We start from the raw sequence: 22,192 nt of genomic DNA on the forward strand, positions 1-22,192 counted from the left end.
TCGAAATCTGGCTGAGCATTCGATTGTGAGGACCCCACTATGAGTACCGGCAACGGCGAACAGCACACCTTCCGCACCTTCCAGCTCCGCAACCTGGAAGACACCCCCGGCTTCGACCGCCTGAGCGACCACCAGAAGATGGTGACCCGCGTGGTGGGTTCGGTGCTCCCGTTCAAAACCAACAACTACGTGTGCGAGGAGCTCATCAACTGGGACAACGTGCCCGACGACCCGATGTTCCAGCTCACCTTCCCCCAGGAGGGCATGCTCGACCCCGAGCACTTCTCCCGCATTGCCGATCTGATCAAGGCCGAGGTGCCGGCCGCCGAGCTCAAGGCCGCCGCTCGGGAGATCCAGCTGAGCCTCAATCCCCACCCCGCCGGGCAGGTGGAAATGAACGCCGGATACCTGGAGGAAGAGGTGGTGCAGGGCGTGCAGCACAAGTACCGGGAGACGGTGCTGTTCTTCCCCACCCAGGGCCAGACCTGCCACGCCTACTGCACCTACTGCTTTAGGTGGCCGCAGTTCGTGCAGCTCGACGATCTCAAGTTCGCCAGCAAGGAGATCGACCGGCTGGTGTCCTACCTCAAGCTGAACCCGACGGTGTCGGATGTGCTGTTCACCGGGGGCGACCCGATGATCATGCGCACCGAGCTCATCCGCCGCTACGCCGAGCCGCTGATGGACGACGACCTTGAGATCAGCACCATCCGGTTCGGCACCAAGGCGCCGGCCTACTGGCCCTACAAGTTCACCGAGGGCGAGGAGGCCGACGACCTGCTGCGGCTGTTCGAGGAGATCGTGGCCTCCGGGCGCCACCTGGCCATCATGGCCCACTACTCGCACCCGGTGGAGCTGGCCACCGACGCCTCCCGAGAAGCGCTGCGGCGCATCATCGAGACCGGCGCGGTGGTGCGATGCCAGGCCCCGCTGATCCGCCACGTGAACGACAGCGCCCGGGCCTGGGCCGACATGATCACCACCGAGGTGTCCCTGGGTGCGGTGCCCTACTACATGTTCGTGGAGCGCGACACCGGGGCCAAGCGGTACTTCGAGGTGCCGCTGGTGGAGGCCTACCAGATCTACACCGACGCCTATAAGCAGGTGTCGGGGCTGGCCCGCACCTGGCGGGGGCCGTCTATGTCGGCCACTCCGGGCAAGGTGCTGGTAGACGGCATCGTCGAGGTCGGCGGCGAGAAGGCGATCGCCCTGAAATTCGTCCAGGCTCGCGACCCCGACTGGGTGAACAAGATCTTCTTCGCCGCCTACGACGAAGAGGCATCGTGGCTCGACGAACTGCGCCCGGCGTTCGGCGAGGAGAAGTTCTTCTACACCGACGAGCTGAACAACATGAAGACCGACACCCCCCAGCGGGTGCAACTCATCACCACCCGGGCTGCCTAGTTTCGGCTGAGCTCACTCCCACTCGATGGTGCCGGGGGGCTTGGAAGTGATGTCGTAGGCCACCCGGTTGATGCCGTCCACCTCGTTGATGATGCGGCTCGACATCTTTTCCAGCAGATCATAGGGAAGCCGGGCCCAGTCGGCGGTCATGGCGTCTTCGCTGGTCACCGCTCGGATGACCGCGACCTGGCCATAGGTGCGCTCGTCGCCCATCACGCCCACGGTGCGGATGTCGGGCAGCACGGCAAAGGTCTGCCAGATCTCCCGTTCCAGCCCAGCGGCGGTGATCTCGGCTCGAACGATGGCGTCGGCTTTGGCCAGCAGGGCCACTTTGGCCGGGGTGACCTCGCCGATCACCCGCACACCGAGGCCGGGGCCGGGGAAGGGGTGGCGCCACACGATCTCATCGGGCAGTCCCAGTTCGTGGCCCACGGCCCGCACCTCGTCTTTGAACAGGTCGCGCAACGGTTCGACCAACTCGAAGTCCATCTCCTCGGGGATGCCGCCCACGTTGTGATGGCTCTTGATTTTGGCCGCGGAGTCGGAGCCCGACTCGATCACATCGGGGTAGAGCGTGCCCTGCACCAGATAGGCCGCCCCATCCACCTGATTGGCGGCCTCCTCGAAGATGCGGATGAACAGCTCGCCGATGATCTTGCGCTTCTCCTCGGGGTCGATCACCCCGACGAGGGCGTCGAAGAACCGGTCGGCGGCGTCCACCGCGATCAGGTCGATGCCCTGGGAACGGCGGAAGGTGTCGATCACCTGCTGGCCTTCGTTTTGGCGCATCAGACCAGTGTCCACGAACACGCAGGTGAGCTGAGGGCCCACCGCCCGGTGCACCAAGGCAGCGGCTACCGCGGAGTCGACCCCGCCCGATAGGCCGCACACTGCTCGGCCGTCACCGATCTGAGTGCGGATGGCGGCCACCGCCTCGTCGATGAACGACTCGGTGGTCCACGACGGAGCCAGGCCAGCACCCTGGTACAAGAACCGCTCCAGCACCGCCTGCCCGCCGGGGGTGTGGGCCACCTCGGGGTGGAACTGGACCCCGAAGATGCGCTGGGCGGGGTTCTCCAGGGCGGCTACCGGGGCTTGGGGGGTGGAAGCGGTGACCACAAAACCGTCGGGCGGGGTGGCGATGGAGTCGAAGTGGCTCATCCACACCGGGCGCTCGGTGTCTTCATCGGGGCCGAACAGCGTGCCGGGATCGCTGACGCTCATGGCGGTGCGGCCGTACTCGCCGATGCCGGTTCGGGACACTTCCCCGCCGAGCTGGGCGGCGATGAGCTGGGCGCCGTAGCAGATTCCCAATATGGGAATACCCAGTTGGTAGATGTCGGGATCGATACGAGGCGAACCCTCGACGTGAACCGACTTGGGCCCGCCGGAGAAGATCACCGCCCCAGGCCGGCGGGCCTCGATCTCGTCGGCGCTGATGGAGTGGGGGACTATCTCGCTGTAGATGTGGGCCTCGCGTACCCGCCGGGCGATGAGCTGCGCGTACTGGGCGCCGAAGTCAACCACCAAGACCGGGTGGTCTCGGCTGGCGGTGGCGGTGACGATGGCCGCCGATAATCCGTCGGCGCTGGTATTCAACGGCCCATTCCGATGCCCTGGGAGCGCTGGAGGGATTTGCCCTCGGTTTGCAGGGCGGGGGCGATCATGATGTCGGCCTTTTGGAACTCTTTGAGCGTCTCGTATCCGCAGGTGGCCATGGAGGTGCGCAGGCCCCCGAACAGGTTGAGGCGGCCGTCGTTCTCCCGGGCCGGACCCACCAGAATCTCCTCCAGGGTTCCCCGGGGGGTGGTCTCTACGCGGGCGCCTCGGGGCAGGGTGGGGTGGAAGGTGGCCATGCCCCAGTGGTGACCTCGCCCGGGCGCCTCGTGAGCCGCAGCCAGCGGAGAGCCGATCATCACCGCGTCGGCCCCGCACACGATGGCCTTGGCGATGTCGCCGCCGGTGGCCATTCCCCCGTCGGCGATGATGTGGACATACACCCCGGTTTCATCGAGGTGGCGCATCCGGGCGGCCCGGGCGTCGGCGATGGCGGTGGCCTGGGGCACGCCGATACCCAGCACGCCCCGAGTGGTGCAAGCCTGGCCCGGTCCGACGCCCACCAGGATGCCGGCGGCCCCGGTGCGCATGAGGTGAAGCGCCGCGTCGTAGCTGGCGCAGCCGCCCACTATCACCGGAATCTCCAGGCGGCGGACGAACTGCTTGAGGTTCAGCGGCTCGTGGTTCTTGGACTTGTGCTCGGCGGTGACCACCGTGCCCTGGATGACCATGAGGTCAAGTTCGGCGGCCAGCATGTGGGGGGCCAGTTGCTCGGTGCGCTGGGGGGTGACCGACGCGCAGGAGATCACCCCGGCGTCTTTGATCTGACGGATGCGTTCGCCGACCAATTCGGGCTTGATCGGCTCGGCGTACAGCTCCTGCATCCGCAGCGTGGCCTTTTCCGGGGACTGGGCGGCGATCTCGTCGAGGACCGGCTCAGGGTCCTCATAGCGGGTCCAGAGCCCCTCGAGGTTGAGCACTCCCACCCCGCCGAGCTGCCCGATAGCGATAGCAGTATCGGGGCTGACCACGCCGTCCATGGCTGAGGCCATGAGGGGAAGGTCGAAGCGGTAGGCATCGATCTCCCAGGCGATGCTCACGTCCTCGGGGTCGCGGGTGCGGCGGGTGGGCACGATGGCGATGTCGTCGAACCCGTACGCCCGCCGTGCGGTCTTGCCCAGCCCGATGTCAATCTCGGCCATCACGACGCCCCTTTTGCTTGGAAACCAGGAATTCTAAAGCCTTCAGGCTTGCTATAGGGGGATTTACTCCCTCACCAGGAGGTTGGCGAAATCAGGCGGCCGATTGGATCAGATTCCAGAGCTCTTGCACGTGATGGCCCTCGGTTTGGGGACTGCCGATGGCCACCCGGAGGGTGAGCTGGCCGTCGAGAGTGGTCGAGGTGAGATAGGCCCGGCCGGACTGGTTGACCGCCTCCAAAACCCGCTGGGAGGCCTTGTTGCCGTCGGCGTGGCGGAAGCACACCAGGCTGACCACGGTGGGGGCGGCCAACTCGAACCGGTCGTCGGCCTCGACCCACTCGGTGAGTTCGGCAGCCCAGGCGATGTGGCGGCGGATGTGGGCCCGCAACCCCTCGAGGCCGTAGTGGCGGAGCACGAACCACAGCTTCAGGGCCCGGAACCGCCGGCCTAAGGGCACTTGCCAGTCGCGGTAGTCCACCACCGCCCCCGACTCGCTGGCCGGGTTGCGCAGGTACTCAGGAGTAATCGACAAGGCGTCGTTGAGGTTGGTTCGATCGGCCACGTAGAACGCCGAGCAGTCGAAATTGGTGAGCAGCCATTTGTGGGGGTTGAACACATAACTGTCGGCGGTCTCCAAACCGGCATTGAGAAACCGCATCTCCGGGCACAGGGTGGCGGACCCGGCAAAGGCGGCGTCCACGTGCAGCCAGGCCTCGAAGTTGTTGGCCACCCAGCCCACCTCGGTCACCGGGTCGATGGCGGTGGTGGAGGTGGTGCCCACGGTGGCGGCCACAAAGAACGGGATCAGATCGTCGTTCCTGTCCTTGACGATCTCGAAGGCCAGGTGGTCGGCTCGCATGGCGAAGTCTGGGGTGGTAGCGATGGAGCGCACCCGCTCGTCGGGGATTCCGGCCACTCGCAGCCCCTTGGCGATGGACGAGTGGGCCTGCTCGGAGGTGTAGGCCACCAGATTGGGGAGGGCGTCGATGCCGCCGGCCCGGTGCCGGGCGGCCAGGATGGCGCACAATGTGCTGCTGGACGCGCTGTCCTGGATGACGCCGTTGCCCCGGAACTTCTCGGGCAGGTCCATCTCAACAGCCAGCCAGTCGAGCACGTGCTGTTCCAGCTCGGTTACCGCGGGGCCGGTGTCCCACAGCATGCCCTGGGCGCCGAGGCCCGACGACACCAGGTCGGCCAGCGCGGACGGTCCGCTGGCGTTGGCCGGGAAGTAGGCGAAGAACCCCGGCGCCTGCCAGTGGGTGATGCCCGGCAAGATCACCCGGTCGAGATCGGCCAGCACGTCGGCGAAGTCTTCGCCGTGGTTGGGGGCCGCTTCCGGCAGCATGGCCCGGAGATCGCCCGGCTCGACCGAGGCCTTTACTGGGAGATCACCGAGGCGGGCCATGTAGTCGGCCACCCAGTCCACCGCCTGGTACCCCCGCTGCCGGAACTCCTCGGAGCTCATGTGGTTCGGTCGCTCAGCCATGGGTGTCATTGTGGCCGACAGGTCTCAGAGGAGTTGCGGCGGAGACTCGTGAAGAGGGGGATTTTCTCAGAGGGTGGTGGCGATGGTCAGGAGCTGGCGGAGCATGGCGGCGGTGGCACCCCAGACGGTGTCGCCGTGGAGTTCGAAGAAAGTGATAGCCCGATCGGCGCCGTTGATGGCCCAGATCTCCTCCCGCCAGGCTTCGTCGGAGAGCAGCTCGGCGGTGGATACCAAAAGGATGCGTTCCACTTCGGCGGGATCGGGGACCAGTCCAGTGGGTGGGCCGGGCAGGATTCCGACGAAGGGATGGACCAGCGATCGGCTGCCCACGGTGACGTAGCGGTCGAGCTGGCCGATGATGTCCACCTGGCCGGTGTCCAAGCCGATCTCCTCGCGGGTCTCGCGTTGGGCGGTCTCGAGCAGGGTGGCGTCGCCGGGTTCTTGGCCTCCGCCGGGGAAGGCCACCTCCCAGCTGTGGGAGCGGAGGTGCCGGGCGCGGCGGATGAGAAGAACGAAGACGTCGCCGTGGTCGGGATACAGCAGAGCGAAGACCGCGGAGCGCCGTTCCTCTCCAGTGGGTGGAATGTCGCCCCAGGTGGCCTGCGGTCGGCAATCGAGCGCGGTCCGCAACCGGTTGAGGTCAACCCGTCGGCCAACTGGGTCGAGGCCAACCCACGGGGGCGGCCCGCCGGGGCGCCACTGGTCGGGGCGGGGAATGAACTGGGGGCCACCCCGCTTGCTTGCGATGGCGGCCCCCAGGCTCGGTTCTTGGGTTGTTGATGCGGCCGGTCGGCTACATCATGCCGCCCATGCCGCCCATTCCTCCCATGCCGCCCATGGGGTCGCCACCGGGGGGCATCGGGGGGCCGGGGGGCTCGGGCTTGTCGGCCACGAGGGCTTCGGTGGTCAGCAGCATGGCGGCGATGGAGGCCGCGTTCTGCAAGCCGGCTCGGGTCACCTTGGCCGGATCGATGACGCCTGCGGCCACTAAGTCTTCGGTGACGCCGGTGGCGGCGTTGAACCCGATGGTGCCTTCGGTTCCCTCGATGTCGCGCACCACGATGGAGCCCTCGAATCCGGCGTTGGAGGCGATGAGGGAGCAGGGCACGGTCAGCGCCTCGAGCACGATCTTGGCCCCAGTAGCCTCGTCGCCGCTCAAATTGTCGGCCGCTTCGGCCACCGCGGGGCGGGCCCGTAACAGGGCGGTGCCGCCGCCGGCGACCACGCCTTCTTCGATGGCGGCCCGAGTGGCGGAAAGCGCATCCTCGATGCGGTGCTTCTTCTCCTTGAGCTCCACCTCGGTGGCCGCGCCAACCTGGACGACGGCCACGCCGCCAGCCAGCTTGGCCAAGCGCTCTTGAAGCTTCTCCCGATCCCAATCGGAGTCGGTGTTGTCGATCTCCTGGCGGATCTGGGCTACCCGGCCATCGACGTCGGCCTTGGTGCCAGCACCCTCCACGATGGTGGTGTCGTCTTTGGTGACGATCACCTTGCGGGCGGTGCCCAACAGGTCGAGGGTGACGCCCTCCAGGTTGAGGCCGACCTCCTCGGCCACCACCTGGCCGCCGGTGAGGATGGCCATGTCTTGGAGCATGGCCTTGCGACGCTCGCCGAAGCCGGGGGCCTTGACGCCCACCGAGTTGAACGTGCCCCGGATCTTGTTCACCACCAGGGTGGCCAAGGCTTCGCCCTCCACGTCCTCGGCGATGATCAAAAGCGGCTTGCCGGTTTGCATGACCTTCTCCAGCACGGGGAGCAAATCCTGCACCGAGCTGATCTTGCCCTGGTTGAACAAGATGTAGGGCTCGTCGAGGACGGCCTCTTGGCGCTCGGCGTCGGTCACGAAGTAGGGAGACAAGAAGCCCTTGTCAAACTGCATGCCCTCGACGAAGTCGAGCTCCATGCCGAAGGTGTTGGACTCCTCCACGGTGACCACGCCGTCTTTGCCCACCTTGTCGATGGCGTCGGCGATCACATTGCCGATGGCCTGATCGGCGGCCGAGATGGAGGCCACCTGGGAGATCTCCTCTTTCTGGGAGATGTCCTGGGCCTGGTCGGCCAGCGAGTCGACCGCGGCGGCCACTGCCTTCTCGATGCCCCGCTTGAGGCTCATCGGGTTGGCGCCGGCAGCCACGTTGCGCAAGCCGTGGCGGACCATGGCCTGGGCCAGCACGGTGGCGGTGGTGGTGCCGTCACCGGCGATGTCGTTGGTCTTGGTGGCCACCTCTTTGATGAGCTGGGCGCCCATGTTCTCGAACTTGTCGTCGAGCTCCACCTCGCGGGCGATGGACACGCCGTCGTTGGTGATGGTGGGGGCGCCGAACTTCTTGTCGAGGACCACGTTGCGGCCCTTGGGACCAAGGGTCACTTTGACCGTGTCGGCTAGCTGGTTGACGCCGGCTTCGAGGCCCTGGCGGGCATCTTCCCGGAATTTGAGGATCTTCGTCATCGTGGCTACTTGACGATGGCGAGCACGTCGCGGGCCGACAGGATCAGCAGATCCTCGCCGTCAACGGTGATCTCGGTGCCGCCGAACTTGCTGTAGACCACGGTGTCGCCGACGGAGACGTCCACCGGGATCGCTTCGCCGGTGTTCTCCGACCGCTTGCCGGGGCCAACGGCGAGGACCTCGCCCTGCTGGGGCTTCTCTTTGGCGGTGTCGGGGATAACCAAGCCGCTGGCGGTCATCTCTTCGGACTCGCCGGGGCGGACAACAATCCGGTCATCAAGGGGCTGTAGAGCCATCTTGGCCTCCAAGGGGTTGATATTTGAGCGTTAGCACTCTCGATAGGCGAGTGCTAAGAGTAGGCCGTGAACGGCTCGGAGGCCAATTCAGGCTGCCGGTTCGCCGGGCAGAATGCCTCGGTCAAAAGACAGGCCGACCGCTGTCTGGGCCCTTAGATGAAGGGAAGGGGGAGGTTGGGATCGGCCCCGACTTCCAGGGAGGAAGGGCCGTCGAGCTGGAGCCGCTGCCAGCCGGCCGCGGCCACCATGGCCGCATTGTCGGTACACATGGAGCGGCTGGGCAGAAATCCGCTGATGCCCGCGGCCACGCAGGCATCGAGCAGGCGCTCCCGCAGTGAGGAGTTGGCCGCCACTCCCCCGGCCAAACAGAGCCCTTTGGCCCCGAATTCCTCGGCGGCCTTGCGGGCCTTGTGGACCAGCACATCCACCACCGCTTCTTGGAAGGAGGCCGCGATGTCGGCTACATCATCGTCGGGGTGGGCTCGAACGTGGTTTACCACCGCGGTCTTGAGGCCGCTGAAGGAGAAGTCGTAGCCGTCGTTGCGCATGGGGCGGGGGAATGCCACCGCCTCGGAGTCGCCGGTCATGGCCAGGCGGTCGATGACCGGGCCGCCGGGGTAGCCCAAGTCCATGAAGCGGGCCACCTTGTCGAAGGCCTCGCCCGCGGCGTCGTCCAGGGTCTGGCCGATGAGCCGGTACCGGCCGAAGGCCTCCATCAGCACTAACAAGGTGTGGCCGCCGGAGACCAGCAGCACCACCACCGGCAGCTCCAAGTCAGGCTCCTCCAGGAACGAGGAGTACAGGTGGGCCTCCAGGTGGTTCACCGCCACGAACGGCACGTCCCAGGCCAGGGCCAGAGACTTGGCTGCGCTCACCCCCACGAGTAGGGCACCGATGAGTCCGGGTCCGGCGGTGGCGGCCACCGCCTCCACATCGTCGTCTCCCAAGCCGGCTTCGATCACCGCTTGGGCGACCACCGGGGTGAGCATCTCCACATGGGCTCGGCTGGCGATCTCAGGGACCACCCCGCCATAGCGGGCGTGTAAGTCTACCTGGCTGCTGACCACCGACGACAAGATGTCGGAGGGGCCTGACACCACGGCCGCCGCGGTCTCGTCGCAGGAGGTTTCGATGCCCAAGATGATGGCGGGAGTCTCTGGGGGAACTTCCTGGGTGGTCATGCGTAATCCAGTTCTACCGCGATGTTGATGAGGCGGTTGGCGTAGTCGGGTTGGTGGATGCCGTCGGCTCGCATCACGATGGCATCGGGCGACAGGCCCATGTCGGCGTAGTACCCCCGTTGGATGCCGACGGGAGCCAGTCCGAAGCGCCGGTACAGAGACTGAGCGGCGGGATTGTCGACGGCCACTTCGAGGGCCAGGCTCGTGTTGCGGCGGCGGGCGGCCAATGCGAGGGCCAGGAACAGCCGGGCGCCGATGGCTTGGCCCCGGCAATCGGGGGCCACCGTCACGGTGGTGATGTGGGCTTCGTCCTCCTCGAAGGCCACGCCGCCGTGGCCGGCTATCCGGTTCTTCTCGGCAGTGAGTCGGGCCACCAGATAGAGCCGGTCGTCGGGACGGGACAGTTCAGCCTGGTAGACCTCCCGGGACCAGGGAATGGGATAGCACTGGGCGTCGATGGCCATGACTTCGGGCAGGTGATCGGAGGTCATGGGAACGATCATCGGGTGTTCCAGTTCACATCGGCGTCGGGAATCCGCAAGTAGATCGGCCGCAGTTCCCACGGCTTGACGAACTCCTCCCGCAGCGCCCGGGCATGGGCCAGTTGTACCAGCGATGCGGCCGAGGGATGGGCCAGGCCCTGCTCGGCGATTTCGGTCTTCTGGAGCCCGGCGAACACATCGGCGTAGCGGCGGGCCCCGTCGCCCACCAGCAGCATCTCTTCACCGGTGGCTAGCAGCTCGGAGGCCAGATCGTCGGGCGTGCCCACTTGGGCCTCGGACACCCGCTGGACCCCGCCGGGCACTTGGCGGTAGAAGGCATAGAAGAGCTCGCTGCGCCGGGCGTCGATGGCGGCCACGATCAACCGGTTGGTGTGGCGCACCGCGAAGGCCAGCAGGTCGAGGCTGGACACCCCGATCATCGGGACACCCAAGGCGTAGGCCATGGCCATGGCGCTGGAGATGCCCACCCTCAGACCGGTGTACAACCCGGGGCCGAGATCCACGGCCACACAACCCACATCTTTGAGGTTGATGCGGGCTTGGCGAGCCACGAACTGGATCTGCGGGGTGATGGACTCCGCGTGGCGGCGGCCCCGGGCGCTGTGGGCCGAAGCCAGCACCCCCTCGTGTCCGCCGAGAGCGCATCCCACCTGCTGGGTGGCCGATTCGATGCCCAAGATCAACACGGGGTCTTCTCCACCCACGGTTCGACCGCGGCGGCCAGCGTCTCGTTTCTGGCTTGCCAGCGGGGTCCAACTGGAGTCAGGACCACTACCCGCTCGTCGGGAGGGCTGGGCTGACCATCGACAAAAGTCAACGCCACTTCGAGACAGTCATTGGGCAGGGCTTGGCGAATGGCATCGCCCCACTCGATGAGGATGACCCCCTCGCTGTCAAGCAGTTCGGGAAGGCCCAGGTCGAGCACTTCGGAGATCTGGTCGAGCCGGAAGACGTCGAGGTGATGGAGCAGCAGCCGTCCGTGGTATTCCCGGGCCAGGGTGAACGTGGGGCTGGTCACCTGCTCGCTGATGCCCAAGGCGGCGGCGAATCCCTGGGCGAAGGTGGTCTTGCCGGCACCCAAGTCGCCCACCAACAACAGCAGGTCGCCCGGTCGGGCCAACTCGGCCAGGTTGGCGGCCAGGTTCTTGGTGTCCTCGGGTGAGCGAGTGCGGGCTTGAATCATGGGGATGTCGGGGCGTCTTCAGGCGGATTTGCGAGAATCATCCGGAAATCGCCATGCGGGCTCGAACCAGGTCGGAGCGCATCTGGGCCTCTTGGAGGCCTCCGCCCCGCAACACCGCGGCTGGGTGATACGTGGGGATGATCACCGTGTTGACGCTGATCATGCCTTCCATCGGATAGCTCTGACCTCGCAGTTTGGTGATGCCGGTCTTGGTGTCTATGAGCAGCTTGGAGGAGAAGTTGCCCAGGGTGACAATAACCGTGGGGGCAATGAGCTGAATTTGGCGCTCCAGCCACGGACGGCAGGCGGCCACCTCCTCAGGCTTGGGGTCCCGGTTGTCGGGAGGACGGCACTTGACGACGTTGGCGATATAGCACTGATCGCGGGCGAGCCCGATCTCCTCGGCCATCAGCCGGTCGAGCAGCTTGCCCGATCGGCCCACAAATGGAAGCCCCTGCTTGTCCTCTTCGGCACCCGGTCCCTCCCCCACGAACATCAGGTCGGCGCTGGGGTCGCCCATGCCAAACACCACCTGGGTCCGCCCCTGGGCCAGCCCGCACTTGGTGCAGCCCGCCGCCTCAGCGGCCACCTCGCCCAACGTCGAACTCACAGGCCAAGAATACGCCCCCCACCTGCAGATTCGATAGGGGAATTGCAAGTTATGGACTTGGGCGGGTGCTGCGCCGCCGGAGCGCCTCGGTCCTAAACCGCTGACGGCAATACTGGTATTCTGCGGAGGCAGGCGCGGGGAGGGGTGCAGATCATGATCGACTGGCTTGGCATCGACCATCTGTTCAAGTTGTCCGGCGGCGAGGTGGTGCTGGGATTCCTCACGCCGCTGTTCGTCTGCGTTGCGATCTTCGTAGCGCACATGATCTTGCCCGGGAGGCGGGTGCCCGGCTACGCCACCGACCGCGAGACCGGCGAGCCCCGCAAGTACCGGCTCAACGGAGTGGCGGTGTTCGTGCTTGCGCACATCGTGTGGGCATTCGCGATGCCGCGCGACTGGTTCTACCGGTCGACCATGTATGCGATAGCGGGCGGCGTGGTGATCGCGATCATCGCCAATACCATCGTGGTGTTCTCCCAGCCCGAAGGCGAACAGAAGAACCCCCTGCTGGCCTGGTGGTTCGGACGGGCGCAAGAGCTGCAATTCTTCAACGGCCGCCTCGACCTCAAGATGTACTTCTACATGGTGGGCGGCACGATGCTGTCGCTCAATGCGTGGTCCGCCGCCGCATGGCACAACGACAACGTTGCCGATGCCAACCCTGGCCTGTTCCTCTACGCCGCCATCAGTTGCTTCTACGTCTTCGACTACTTCGTCTGGGAACGAGTGCAGCTCTACACCTACGACCTCATCCACGAGAACGTCGGATTCAAGCTCGTTTGGGGCGGGCCGTTCGTGTGGGGCTGGATGTTCGTGCTGCCGCTGTGGGGGTTGGCGCCAGTCGCCGACCCAGGCATCTCAGGCGGCTGGATGTACTTCTGGCTGATCGGCAGCGCAGCACTGTTCTTGGTGGGCTGGACGATCTCCCGCGGCTCCAACATGCAGAAGTACACGTTCAAGCGCTGGCCCGAGCGCAAGTTCCTCGGCATCATCGAGCCGGAGTACATCGAAGCCGGCGAGCGCAAGATTCTGGTCAGCGGGTTCTGGGGGAAAGCACGGCACTTCGGCTATTTCGGCGAAGGCCTGTACGGAATTGCCGTGGCGCTGACCTTTGGGCACTTCTCCGACCTGTGGGCCTGGACGTACGGGGTGTTTATCGTTGCGTTTTTCGTTCCCCGTCAGTTCGAAGACGACAAGGCCTGCGCCGAGAAGTACGGCGAAGAGAAGTGGGCCGAATACCAGGCTCGGGTTCCGTACCGGATCATCCCCGGCATCTTCTAGCGTCGAGCGGCTGAAGCGGTATCGGAGAGGAGGCCACTGATGTTCGAGTGGCTCGGTGTCGGGCACCTAACTGAGTTGACTGCGGGCGAGGCGGTCCTGGGGTTCTTCACGCCGCTGTTCGTGATGGCCGCCTTCCTAGTGCTCCAACTGATCCTGCCGGGCAGGCGCGTGACGGGCTACGTCGTCGACACGGCCACCGGCCAGCCCCGCAGCTACCGCCTCAACGGTCCGCTGGTGTTCGCCGTGGCCCAAGTGCTGTGGTGGTTCGAGCTCACCGGCATGCCGCGGGACTGGTTCTACCGGTCGTCGTTGTACGCCGTGGCCGGCGGAACGGTGCTCGCCGCCATCCTGACCGCGATAGCGGTGTTCACCCAGCCCGAAGGCGAGGTCAAGAACCGTCTCCTGGCCTGGTGGTTCGGGCGGGCCCCCGAGATGCAGTTCTTCAACGGCCGCCTCGACCTCAAGATGTACTTCTACATCGTCGGCGGAACCATGCTGTCGCTCAACGCGTGGTCCGGCGCAGTGTGGCACCACGACAACATTGCCGACCTCAATCCGGGCGTCTTCGCATTCGCGGCTTTCGTCACCGTCTACGTGCTCGACTACTTCGTCTTCGAACGGACGATGCTTTATACGTACGACATCATTCACGAACGGCTCGGCTTCAAGCTGTTCTGGGGCGGGCTGATCGTTTACGGCTGGGTGTTCATCATTCCGATGTGGGGTTTGGCGGCTCACCCCGACCCAGGGTTCTCGGGCGGATGGCGCGTGTTGTGGCTGATCGGTGTGCCTGCGCTGTACGCCGCAGGATTGTGCATCACCCGTGGCGCCAGTTTGCAGAAGTACACGTTCAAGCGCTGGCCCGACCGCACGTTTCTCGGTGTGTTCGCGCCGGAGGTCATCGAGGCCGGCGATCGCAAGATTCTGTGCAGCGGCTTCTGGGGCGCTGCCCGGCATTTCAACTACATGGGCGAGTGGTGCTTCGGCCTCGCCATCGCCCTGGTCTGGGGTCATTTCGGCATCTTGTGGGCATGGGTCTACTTCGTCTACGTCATCGCGTTGTTTCTCATCCGCCAGAGGCAGGACGACCGGCATTGCGCGGTCAAGTACGGCCCTGAGAAGTGGGCCGAATACCGGCAGCGAGTTCCCTACCGAATCGTTCCCGGCATCTACTGATCCAGCTCGCGAGCCGATGCGCGGTTCAGTGAGGGTGCGGTACGGTCGGCGGTGATGTTGGGAGTCGGCGAGGGTGTGTTGGTGGGGCACTGGACCGACGAGGTGGCCCGCACGGGGTGCACGGTGGTGGTGTTTCCCGAGGGCACAACGGCGTCGGGGGAGATTCGGGGGGGCGCGCCGGCCACCCGGGACTTCGGGTTGCTGGCCCCGGAGCGGACGGTGAGCCAGGTGGACGCGGTGGTGCTGTCGGGGGGATCGGCGTTCGGGTTGGCAGCGGCTGATGGGGTGATGCGGTGGTGCGAGGAACAGGGCCGGGGGTTTGAGACTCGGGGCGGCCGGGTTCCCATCGTGGTGGGTCTGTCGCTGTACGACTTGACCGAGGGCGACGGTTCGGTGCGGCCCGGGCCCGAGGCCGGTTACGCCGCGGCTCAGGCAGCCCGCGAGGAGGATCTCCCGCGGGGGAGGGTGGGGGTCGGCACCGGGGCCACCATGAACAAGTGGCAGGGCGCGGAGAACCGCCAGCCGGGTGGACTGGGAGGCGCCCTGCTTCAGGTGGACGATGTGCTGGTGGGCGCGCTGGTGGCGGTGAACGCCTCGGGGTCGATCAACGACGGTGGGGTGCAACAAGCGCTGACCGATGGCACCTATCAGCACCAGCCCGCCGATCCGTTTGCTGGCGAGGACGATTCCCAGGAGTTGGCCAACACCACCATCGGCGTGGTGGCCACCAACGCGGCCCTCGACAAGCTGGGCTGCTACCGGGTGGCCCGCAGCGGACACAGCGGCATGGCCCGAGCCCTGTTGCCCGCCCACACCGACGGCGACGGGGATGCCCTGGTGGTAGGGGCCACCGGCCAGGTTGAGGCCGATTTCGGGCTGGTGCGGCTGATGGCCGCAGCCGCCGTGGAGACAGCAATCCGCTCGGTGGGCCGGCATTGATTGCGTTTGAGCGCGATGGGAAAAGAAAGATCTCGGTGGGCCATGATGTCGGTGACTGATTGCGATCAAAAAGGGGGTTGACATGAAGGACTTGGCCGGGAAGGTGGCGGTGATCACCGGGGCAGCCAGCGGCATGGGCCGGGCCATGGTGCGCAAAGCCGCCGCCGAGGGGATGCACGTCTTAGCCGGTGACATCGACGAGGCCGGTTTGGCCGAGACCGTGGGGGGCCTGGAGAACGCCCAGCTCATGTTGACCGATGTGACCAGCCCAGATGCCAACGAGGCGCTGGCCAACGCGGCCCTGGAGCGGTTCGGCGGCATCCACCTGGTGCACCTCAACGCCGGAGTGCTCACCGGTGGATTCACGTGGGAGAACACGGTGGACGATTGGCGCTGGGTGCTGGACGTGAACCTGTGGGGCGTGATCCACGGCGTGCGCAGCTTCATTCCCCGGATGTTGGAGAAGGGCGAAGAGGGCCACGTGGTGATCACCGCCTCGGTCGGCGGGCTCACCTCCGGGGGCCTGCTCGGGCCTTACAGCACCTCGAAGTATGGAGCGGTGGCCATTGCCGAGTCGCTCCATCGAGAGTTGGACATGATCGATGCGCCAATCGGGGTGTCGTGCCTGTGCCCCGGCCCGGTGGCCACCGGGATCTTCCGGGCGGAGCGCAACCGACCCGACACCTACGACGACACCTGCGGCCCCATGTCGGCCGACGCCGAGGCGGCCGCCTTTCACACCGCCTTGATCAATGCCATTGACGAGGGCACCGACCCGACCGAGATTCCCGAGCTGGTGTTCGAAGCAGTGCGTGACGACAAGTTCTGGATCTTCCCCCATCCCGATTTCAAAGAGAGGATCGCAGCCCGCACCGAGTCGATCATGAATGAGACCAATCCCGAGTACACCGTGGGGCTGCCGAACGCAATACCGCCGTCTCGGTAGAGCTTTCCGTTACTGATAGCGCAGGGTAACGCGGCGACCGAGGTTGCAGACTACCTCGTAGGCCACGGTATCGAGGCGCTCGGCGATCTCGGTGGCGGTGATCTCGTCATCGCCTTGTCGGCCCAGCAAGATCACCTCGTCGCCGGGAGACACCGGATAGTCGAGGCCGCAGTCCACCATTGTTTGGTCCATGGTCACTACCCCGGCGATGGGCCGTCGGTGGCCGCCGATCAGCACTTCGCCTCCGGTCATGCCGAGGCGGCGGGTCCAGCCGTCGGCGTAGCCGATGGGGATGGTGGCCAACTGGGTGTCGGCGGGGGTGGTGTAGTGGTGGCCGTAGGACACGGGGGTGCCGGCGGCGATGGTCTTGACCATGGCCACCTCGGTGCGCAGGGTCATGGCCGGCTGAAGCGGTAGGCAGCCGGCCAAGGCCGGCGACGGCGGAATGCCGTAGATGGCGATGCCGCAGCGCACCATGTCGAAGCGCCCGGCAGGGTGGGCCATGGCCACCGCCGAGTTGGCCAAGTGGCGGCTGAAGTCGTGATGGCTAGCCAGCCGTAGCCGGGACAGCAGGTGGTTGAATTGCTCGATCTGGTAGGCGGTAAACGGGTTGTCGGGCTCGTCGGCCACCGCGCAATGGGTCCACACTCCGGCCAGCTCCAACGTGTCCCGGTCGGCAATGGCATCGGCCAGCATCATGACTTCAGCCGGTGGCGCGCCTACTCGGGCCATGCCGGTATCGACCTTGAGGTGGACGGGTAGCCGCTGGTTGGCTGCGGCGGCCGCGGCTGCGGCGGCCGCCAAGCCCACGCCCTGGTACACGGTGGGGATAAGCCCGAATTCGACCACCTGGGCAAACTCATTGGGCCGAGGCTCCGACAACAAAAGGATGGGGGTGTCGATGCCGGCTTCTCGGAGGTGGACGCCTTCGTCCACCAGCGCCACGGCCAAGGTGGTCGCGCCCGCGTCCACCGCGGTTCGGGCCACCGGGATCATGCCGTGCCCGTAGGCATCGGCTTTGACCACCGCGCAGAGCTCGGCCGGTTGGGCGAGTTCAGTCAAGAGCCTCACATTGTGGGCGATGGCAGAAAGATCGATGTCAGACCAGGTTGGCCTCATCTCACCGCTCTTTGTTGGACGACGGCTTCCCAAACTCTGGGCAGGGAAGAAAGCAGATCGGACGCCGCCATGGCGGCCAGTGGGCAGGCGGTGGCCGCCTGGCCGTGGAGCCAGGCGGCGGTGGCGGTGGCGTGCATGGGCTCGGCACCGGTGCTGAGCAGGCCGCAGATGAGACCGGCCAACACGTCGCCCGTGCCGGCGGTGGCCAGCCGGGCGTCACCGCTGGTTACGGCTAGTGCGTCTCCGCTGGGATGAGCCACCACGGTGGTGGGGCCTTTGAGCAGAACGAGGGCGCCGGTGGCGGCGGCCAGCGAGCGGGCGGCGGCGAATCGGTCGGCATCGGGCGCCGTACCGGTGAGGATGCGGTATTCCCCATCGTGGGGGGTGAGCACGGTGGGAGCGGTGCGTTGGGTCAACAGATCGGGCGCGTCAGGACCCAGGGCGCTGAGGCCGTCGCCGTCCACTACCAGAGGGAGCGGAACTTGGGCAACGAGGTCGCGGACTGCTTGGACGGTGCTGGGGTGTCGGCCTAATCCGGGCCCGACCAGCACGGACTTGAATCGGGCCAGTTCGTCGGCGTCCACCACCGAGGCCCAATCATCGGCCGGCAGGGGCCAGCCGACGGCCTCGGTGGGGGCAGCGGAGCCGGCCAGAAGATCAGCAGCGTCGAGGCCGGGCGTGCTGAGCCGAACGTAGCCCGATCCGCCTCGCAGGGCGCCGGTGGCGGCCAAATGAGCGGCCCCGGTCATGCCCGGCGACCCCGCGATGACCCAGCAGGCGGTTTTCCACTTGTGGGCCACCGCGGGCCGCACCGGCAGCCAGCGGCCCACATCGTCGGCGGTCACCAGATGGGTTCGGGCTCTTGACACGTCGAGGCCGATAGGAGCCACCGTGATTCGGCCGCAGTGCTGTGCGCCGGGATGAAGGATCAACCCCGGCTTGAGTGCCCCGAAAGTCACAGTTTGGGCCGCAGCCCAGGCGTGCCCGGGAATCTCACCGGTCAAACCATCTACTCCCGAGGGGATGTCGGCGGCCAGGATCGGAGCAGCCTGATCGGGGTTGTCGAGCGAAGACGCTGGTTCGGGTGGGGAATAGGGCCGGCGCAAGCCGGTGCCGTAGGCGGCGTCTATGGCCAAGTGGGCCGCGGGCAGCGAGTCGGGGGCGTCGGCGGCATCGACCACCGCCACTCGGACACCGCGGCGGCGCAACCGCTGGGCTGCGGCCCGTCCGTCGGCGCCGTTGTTGCCCTTGCCGGCCAGCACCGTCACCCGTCGTCCGTATCCTCCCCCCATCATGTCCAGCGCCGTTCGGGCCAGTGCGGCCCCGGCCCGCTCAATCAACTCCTCGACCGGCTCCGGGGCGGCCGCATCGATGACGGCCATCTCAGCCGGGGTGACGATGGGGGTCATGTCAAAGGCGTACCTGAACACCACTAAGGCCGCCAGCGATCGGCCAGCTCGGCCATTGGCTCCAGCAGGAGGTCTTCGGTGCTGATATCGCCCAGTCGGTCGAGGCGGAAGTCGGGTTCGGTCTCGGTGACCTCGTCGCGCAGGGCGGCGAATCGGTTCCGATAGCCCTCCAGCACCTGTTGGGCCGTCTCTGGTGAGAGGCTGGGCCGGAACCGCACATGCAAGAGGGTGAGGCCAGTGGTCTGGCGGTCTTTGACCTCGGGGATCAGCACGATGGTCCGGCCGTCGGAGCGCCCTCGAGCAGCTTGAACCTGGCGCTCGATTGCCACCAAGTGCTTGCTGCCTCGCAGGGTGGGATCGCGTTCGGTGCGGGAGGCCAGCCCCACGGTGATGCCGCCCCGATCGATCACATGGATGGTGGTGCTGGGTACTTCGGGATCGCCGTTGATGCTGTAGCGGATGTACCCGGTGACCTCGGCCACCGCGGGGTCGAGAGCGGTCAATGTGCGCAGGGTTTGGTAGCTGAGCTGGTGGCGGGAGGCCCCGGCGTCGAGGACGGCCCGGATCAGCGGCAGCTCCAGCAGCGACTCCTCGGCCCGGGAAATACCCACCGTGACGGTCTTGGCCTGATGGCGGATGGCGTCAACCGGTCGGGTCAGCTCGCCCACCGCCACGGAGAGCATGGCGGTGAGGTCTTCCAGCACCACGGCGGGCGTGCCCACCCGACCCCGTTCGAGTTGGTAGGCATCCAGCGGGGCGATTCCCAGCGCGTAGCGATACATGGAGGCCATTTCGGCCGCGGTACCGGCTTCGAGGCATCCGTTGTAGCGGCCTTGGCGCAGATCTTGGAAGAACTGCTGGGCCGCGGGGGTGAATTGAGAGCGGAGCTTTTCCAGCATCTGCTGGCTGTCGGTGCCCGCGCCGCCATCAGCACTGCTGCTAGCCACCTCGGCTTCGATGGCCGCCCGGGTCTCCCGCAGAGGCTGGGCCAATTCGTCGATGGCCAGCGCCGACTCGTAACCGAATAGGTGGCCCACCATGGTGGCCAGAACGAAGGCCAGTTCAGGCGAGGCAGTGGTGGGGGTGGCGATGACTTCGGCGGCGGCATCGAACCGGGCTTCGGTTCCGCTGGTGATCACGATGGGAGCGGCCTTGTGGGCCCGGAAGATGGCCACTTCTTTGGCCACGTCGTGGGCTGTGGAGTCGAGCAGCCCGGCGGCGCACACAAGGATCATCGGCTCTGAGGACAGGTCGATGTGCTTTTTGTCCTCGGTGGTATCGCAGGCGATGGACTTGTAGCACAGCTCCGAGAGCTTGATCCGGACTTCCTCGGCGGCCACCCGGTTGAGGCCGTTGCCCACCACGGCCCAGTACGTGCGGCCCAACGCGTGGCGCCGGACAATGTCGGCAATGCGGGTGTGCAGGCCGAGCACCTCGGCCATGGCATCGGGAAGATCGCGCAGCGAGGTCAACAGCTGCTGGCGGCGCTCGTGGTGGCGGCCAACGGTTGGACGATCGCCGTTGGCGGCGTCGGCTAGGGCCACGGCCAGCAGGACCCCGGCGGCCACTTGGGCATAGAACGCCTTGGTGGAGGCCACGCTCATCTCCACGTCTCGGCCGTCGGAGGTGTAGAGCACCCCGTCGGCCTTGTCGCAGAGGTCGCTGTTGCGCCGGTTGACGATGGCGACGACTGCTGCTCCCCGGCGTCGAACGAGATCGACGGTGCGATTGGTGTCGGTGGTGGTGCCCGATTGGCTGATGGCGATGACCAGGGTGTCGCTCATATCGGTCTGCAAGCCGAACCCCGACAACTCGGTGGCCTGAACCGAGCTGACGTGGCGGTCGGGCAGCTCGTGACGCAAGAAGTGGGCCAAGCTGTGGGAGGCCACCGCGGCGGTGCCCTGGCCGATGACGATGAAATTGGCGATCTGCCCGTTGGCGAGCCGCTGCACCAGGGAGTCGGGCAGTGTCTCGGTCCCCAGCTTCACCGCCAAGCTCGGGGAGCCCTGCTCTCCCTTTGTGGTGACGATTCGACCCCGCAGGGTTTTGCGGAACGACTCCGGCGACTCAGTGATCTCCTTCAACAAGAAGTGGGGGAAGCCTCGGCGGTCGACGTCCCGGGTAGTGATTTCGGCGTCGACGACGTCGGTGTCTCCTACCGGCAGCGGTGTGCCGTCATAGGAGTAGCGCTTGGCAGCAGTGAGATCTCCGGCGTGGTCGCGGTTGAGAACCACCACTTGGCCCCGGCTGGCGTCGGCGTTGTTGGGGTCGGATGGAGTCTCGCCGTCCATGCGCAGATAGCGGTTGGATTGCTCCACCAGGCCGTAGGGCTCGCTGGCCACCACGTAGGCATCCTCGGCGGTGCCGATGTAGAGGGCCTGGCCGCTGCCCCGCAAGGCCAGCAGAAGCTGGCTGGCGTGCGCTGCGGTCTGACCGGCGATGGCCACCGAGCCGGTGAGGTCGGCCACCGTCCGGCGAAAAGCATCGATGGTCGTCTCGGGACTGTCGGAGCCTCCAAGGCGAGCCGACCAGAGGGCGGGTATGACCTTGGCGTCGGTCGTGATGCCGGTGTGCCAGTCCAGGTTGTAGTCGGCCACTAGATCAGTGTGATTGTCCACGTCGCCGTTCAGCGCGCCGATGGCGTAGGGCAGGGAGGGGTTATCGGCCAGTTCGGAGTTGAGCGGATGGGCGTTGGCCTCGTTGATCATGCCCACACTGGCCCAGCGGGTATGCCCGATGACCACCGCAGAAGCATCCGGGGCGTCCACCGCGGCGGCCAACAGCTCGTCAGCGGCGATGGCGGCTCGCAATGCAGCGGTATTGTCGCCGAGTTCTCCGATCTCCGCGGCCGCCTTGTACACGAAGCTCAAGCAGTTGTCGGCCCAGCGCACCGAACCCGTCCGGAACTGGGGATCACCGGCCCGCTCGGCCAGTGCGGCGGCTACCGCCGGGTCGGCAGGGTCGAGGGCGTGTCCGCTGACCATCACATGTAATCCGGCGGAGTCCCGGCCCCGAACTTCCAGCCGATCCAGCGCCGATAGGGCGATCTGCACCGAGCTGAATGCCGACAAGGTCGCCACACCGGCGTTGGGTCCGGCCAACTCGGCCACCGCATCGGCGGTGTTCAGCCGGTCGTTGCCGATGGCCCACACGGAGTCCTTCATCTGAATCAGCGCGGCGTTGACCGCTTCGGTGGCCCAGTCGCTTCCCGACCGGTCAAGATCGGCTTCCAGTTGGCCAATCAGCCGGTCAATCTCGCTCAACGTGGCTCGGATGGTGGCTCGCAGCGGCTTTTCGGCCAACAGCGCTTGAAGCCCCGCGGTGCCCTGGAGCAGGCGGTCGGCCTGAGTCAGGTTGGCCGCCGCGGCCCCGATTCCCCCCGCCAGATCACCGGTGCTGCTTAAGTCGCGCAGAGACACGACCACCGGGCTCAAAAGGTCAAGGACCTCGG

19 protein-coding genes are annotated in these 22,192 nt (G+C 66.4%); 5 read left to right on the forward strand and 14 right to left on the reverse strand.

The features are described from left to right. Positions 1–39 precede the first annotated feature (39 nt). Positions 40–1,404, forward strand: a complete 1,365-nt coding sequence (locus ACOGJC_RS10700; protein ID WP_419844983.1) for a KamA family radical SAM protein — start codon at positions 40–42, stop codon at positions 1,402–1,404. Positions 1,405–1,416: 12 nt separating this feature from the next. Here the strand turns inward: ACOGJC_RS10700 and guaA are convergent, their stop codons facing one another. From guaA to ACOGJC_RS10755, 11 genes are all read right to left on the reverse strand, one after another. Further along, the gene (gene guaA, locus ACOGJC_RS10705; protein ID WP_419848228.1) at positions 1,417–2,970 is read right to left on the reverse strand and encodes a glutamine-hydrolyzing GMP synthase; all 1,554 of its coding nucleotides are present in this window, start codon (positions 2,968–2,970) and stop codon (positions 1,417–1,419) included. Between the two features lie 29 nt (positions 2,971–2,999). Beyond that, entirely contained in the window at positions 3,000–4,163 is a 1,164-nt protein-coding gene (locus ACOGJC_RS10710; RefSeq protein ID WP_419844984.1) for a GuaB3 family IMP dehydrogenase-related protein, read from the reverse strand. Positions 4,164–4,254: 91 nt separating this feature from the next. Beyond that, positions 4,255–5,649 carry a pyridoxal-dependent decarboxylase gene (locus ACOGJC_RS10715; RefSeq protein ID WP_419844985.1) on the reverse strand — a complete coding sequence of 465 codons (1,395 nt, stop codon included), beginning with the start codon at positions 5,647–5,649 and terminating at the stop codon, positions 4,255–4,257. 66 nt (positions 5,650–5,715) lie between these two features. After that, the gene (locus tag ACOGJC_RS10720; protein WP_419844986.1) at positions 5,716–6,279 is read right to left on the reverse strand and encodes an NUDIX hydrolase; all 564 of its coding nucleotides are present in this window, start codon (positions 6,277–6,279) and stop codon (positions 5,716–5,718) included. Positions 6,280–6,442: 163 nt separating this feature from the next. Further along, positions 6,443–8,098, reverse strand: a complete 1,656-nt coding sequence (gene groL / locus ACOGJC_RS10725; protein ID WP_419844987.1) for a chaperonin GroEL — start codon at positions 8,096–8,098, stop codon at positions 6,443–6,445. Positions 8,099–8,103: 5 nt separating this feature from the next. Then, entirely contained in the window at positions 8,104–8,394 is a 291-nt protein-coding gene (gene groES / locus ACOGJC_RS10730; RefSeq protein WP_419844988.1) for a co-chaperone GroES, read from the reverse strand. Between the two features lie 152 nt (positions 8,395–8,546). After that, the gene (gene tsaD, locus ACOGJC_RS10735) at positions 8,547–9,575 is read right to left on the reverse strand and encodes a tRNA (adenosine(37)-N6)-threonylcarbamoyltransferase complex transferase subunit TsaD (RefSeq protein WP_419844989.1); all 1,029 of its coding nucleotides are present in this window, start codon (positions 9,573–9,575) and stop codon (positions 8,547–8,549) included. Next, entirely contained in the window at positions 9,572–10,066 is a 495-nt protein-coding gene (rimI, locus tag ACOGJC_RS10740; protein WP_419844990.1) for a ribosomal protein S18-alanine N-acetyltransferase, read from the reverse strand. Before rimI ends, tsaD begins: the two co-directional genes overlap by 4 nt. Before the next feature lie 8 nt (positions 10,067–10,074). Next, complete coding sequence (tsaB, locus tag ACOGJC_RS10745) at positions 10,075–10,782, reverse strand: tRNA (adenosine(37)-N6)-threonylcarbamoyltransferase complex dimerization subunit type 1 TsaB (protein ID WP_419844991.1); 708 nt, start codon at positions 10,780–10,782, stop codon at positions 10,075–10,077. Then, positions 10,758–11,261 (reverse strand): tRNA (adenosine(37)-N6)-threonylcarbamoyltransferase complex ATPase subunit type 1 TsaE, encoded by a 504-nt coding sequence (tsaE, locus tag ACOGJC_RS10750; protein ID WP_419844992.1) that lies wholly within the window; start codon positions 11,259–11,261, stop codon positions 10,758–10,760. The genes tsaB and tsaE overlap by 25 nt, the downstream gene beginning before the upstream one ends. 37 nt (positions 11,262–11,298) lie before the next feature. Then, positions 11,299–11,871, reverse strand: coding sequence for a uracil-DNA glycosylase (locus ACOGJC_RS10755; RefSeq protein WP_419844993.1), 573 nt, complete (start codon positions 11,869–11,871; stop codon positions 11,299–11,301). A gap of 153 nt (positions 11,872–12,024) precedes the next feature. On the opposite strand from ACOGJC_RS10755, the gene ACOGJC_RS10760 reads away from it, so the two are divergent. The 4 genes from ACOGJC_RS10760 to ACOGJC_RS10775 all read left to right on the forward strand — a co-directional run bounded on the left by ACOGJC_RS10760 (position 12,025) and on the right by ACOGJC_RS10775 (position 16,213). After that, positions 12,025–13,152 carry a DUF1295 domain-containing protein gene (locus tag ACOGJC_RS10760; protein ID WP_419844994.1) on the forward strand — a complete coding sequence of 376 codons (1,128 nt, stop codon included), beginning with the start codon at positions 12,025–12,027 and terminating at the stop codon, positions 13,150–13,152. A gap of 39 nt (positions 13,153–13,191) precedes the next feature. Then, entirely contained in the window at positions 13,192–14,328 is a 1,137-nt protein-coding gene (locus ACOGJC_RS10765) for an ergosterol biosynthesis protein (RefSeq protein WP_419844995.1), read from the forward strand. A 54-nt stretch (positions 14,329–14,382) separates the two neighbouring features. Continuing rightward, a complete protein-coding gene (locus ACOGJC_RS10770) occupies positions 14,383–15,267 on the forward strand; it encodes a P1 family peptidase (RefSeq protein WP_419844996.1) in 885 nt (294 codons plus the stop codon). Positions 15,268–15,349: 82 nt separating this feature from the next. Next, a complete protein-coding gene (locus tag ACOGJC_RS10775) occupies positions 15,350–16,213 on the forward strand; it encodes an SDR family NAD(P)-dependent oxidoreductase (protein WP_419844997.1) in 864 nt (287 codons plus the stop codon). 9 nt (positions 16,214–16,222) lie between these two features. Here the strand turns inward: ACOGJC_RS10775 and alr are convergent, their stop codons facing one another. Genes alr through ACOGJC_RS10790 form a run of 3 tightly spaced genes read right to left on the reverse strand, consistent with a single transcriptional unit; the run spans position 16,223 to position 22,166 of the window. Next, positions 16,223–17,332, reverse strand: a complete 1,110-nt coding sequence (gene alr / locus ACOGJC_RS10780; RefSeq protein ID WP_419844998.1) for an alanine racemase — start codon at positions 17,330–17,332, stop codon at positions 16,223–16,225. Further along, on the reverse strand, positions 17,329–18,741 hold the full coding sequence (locus ACOGJC_RS10785; RefSeq protein WP_419844999.1) for an NAD(P)H-hydrate dehydratase: 1,413 nt from the start codon (positions 18,739–18,741) through the stop codon (positions 17,329–17,331). The genes alr and ACOGJC_RS10785 overlap by 4 nt, the downstream gene beginning before the upstream one ends. Before the next feature lie 23 nt (positions 18,742–18,764). Further along, positions 18,765–22,166, reverse strand: coding sequence for an SIS domain-containing protein (locus tag ACOGJC_RS10790; RefSeq protein WP_419848229.1), 3,402 nt, complete (start codon positions 22,164–22,166; stop codon positions 18,765–18,767). Between the last annotated feature and the right edge of the window lie 26 nt (positions 22,167–22,192).

This window comes from Candidatus Poriferisocius sp., from assembly GCF_965204015.1.
In the GTDB taxonomy this organism is placed as follows: domain Bacteria; phylum Actinomycetota; class Acidimicrobiia; order Acidimicrobiales; family Bin134; genus Poriferisocius.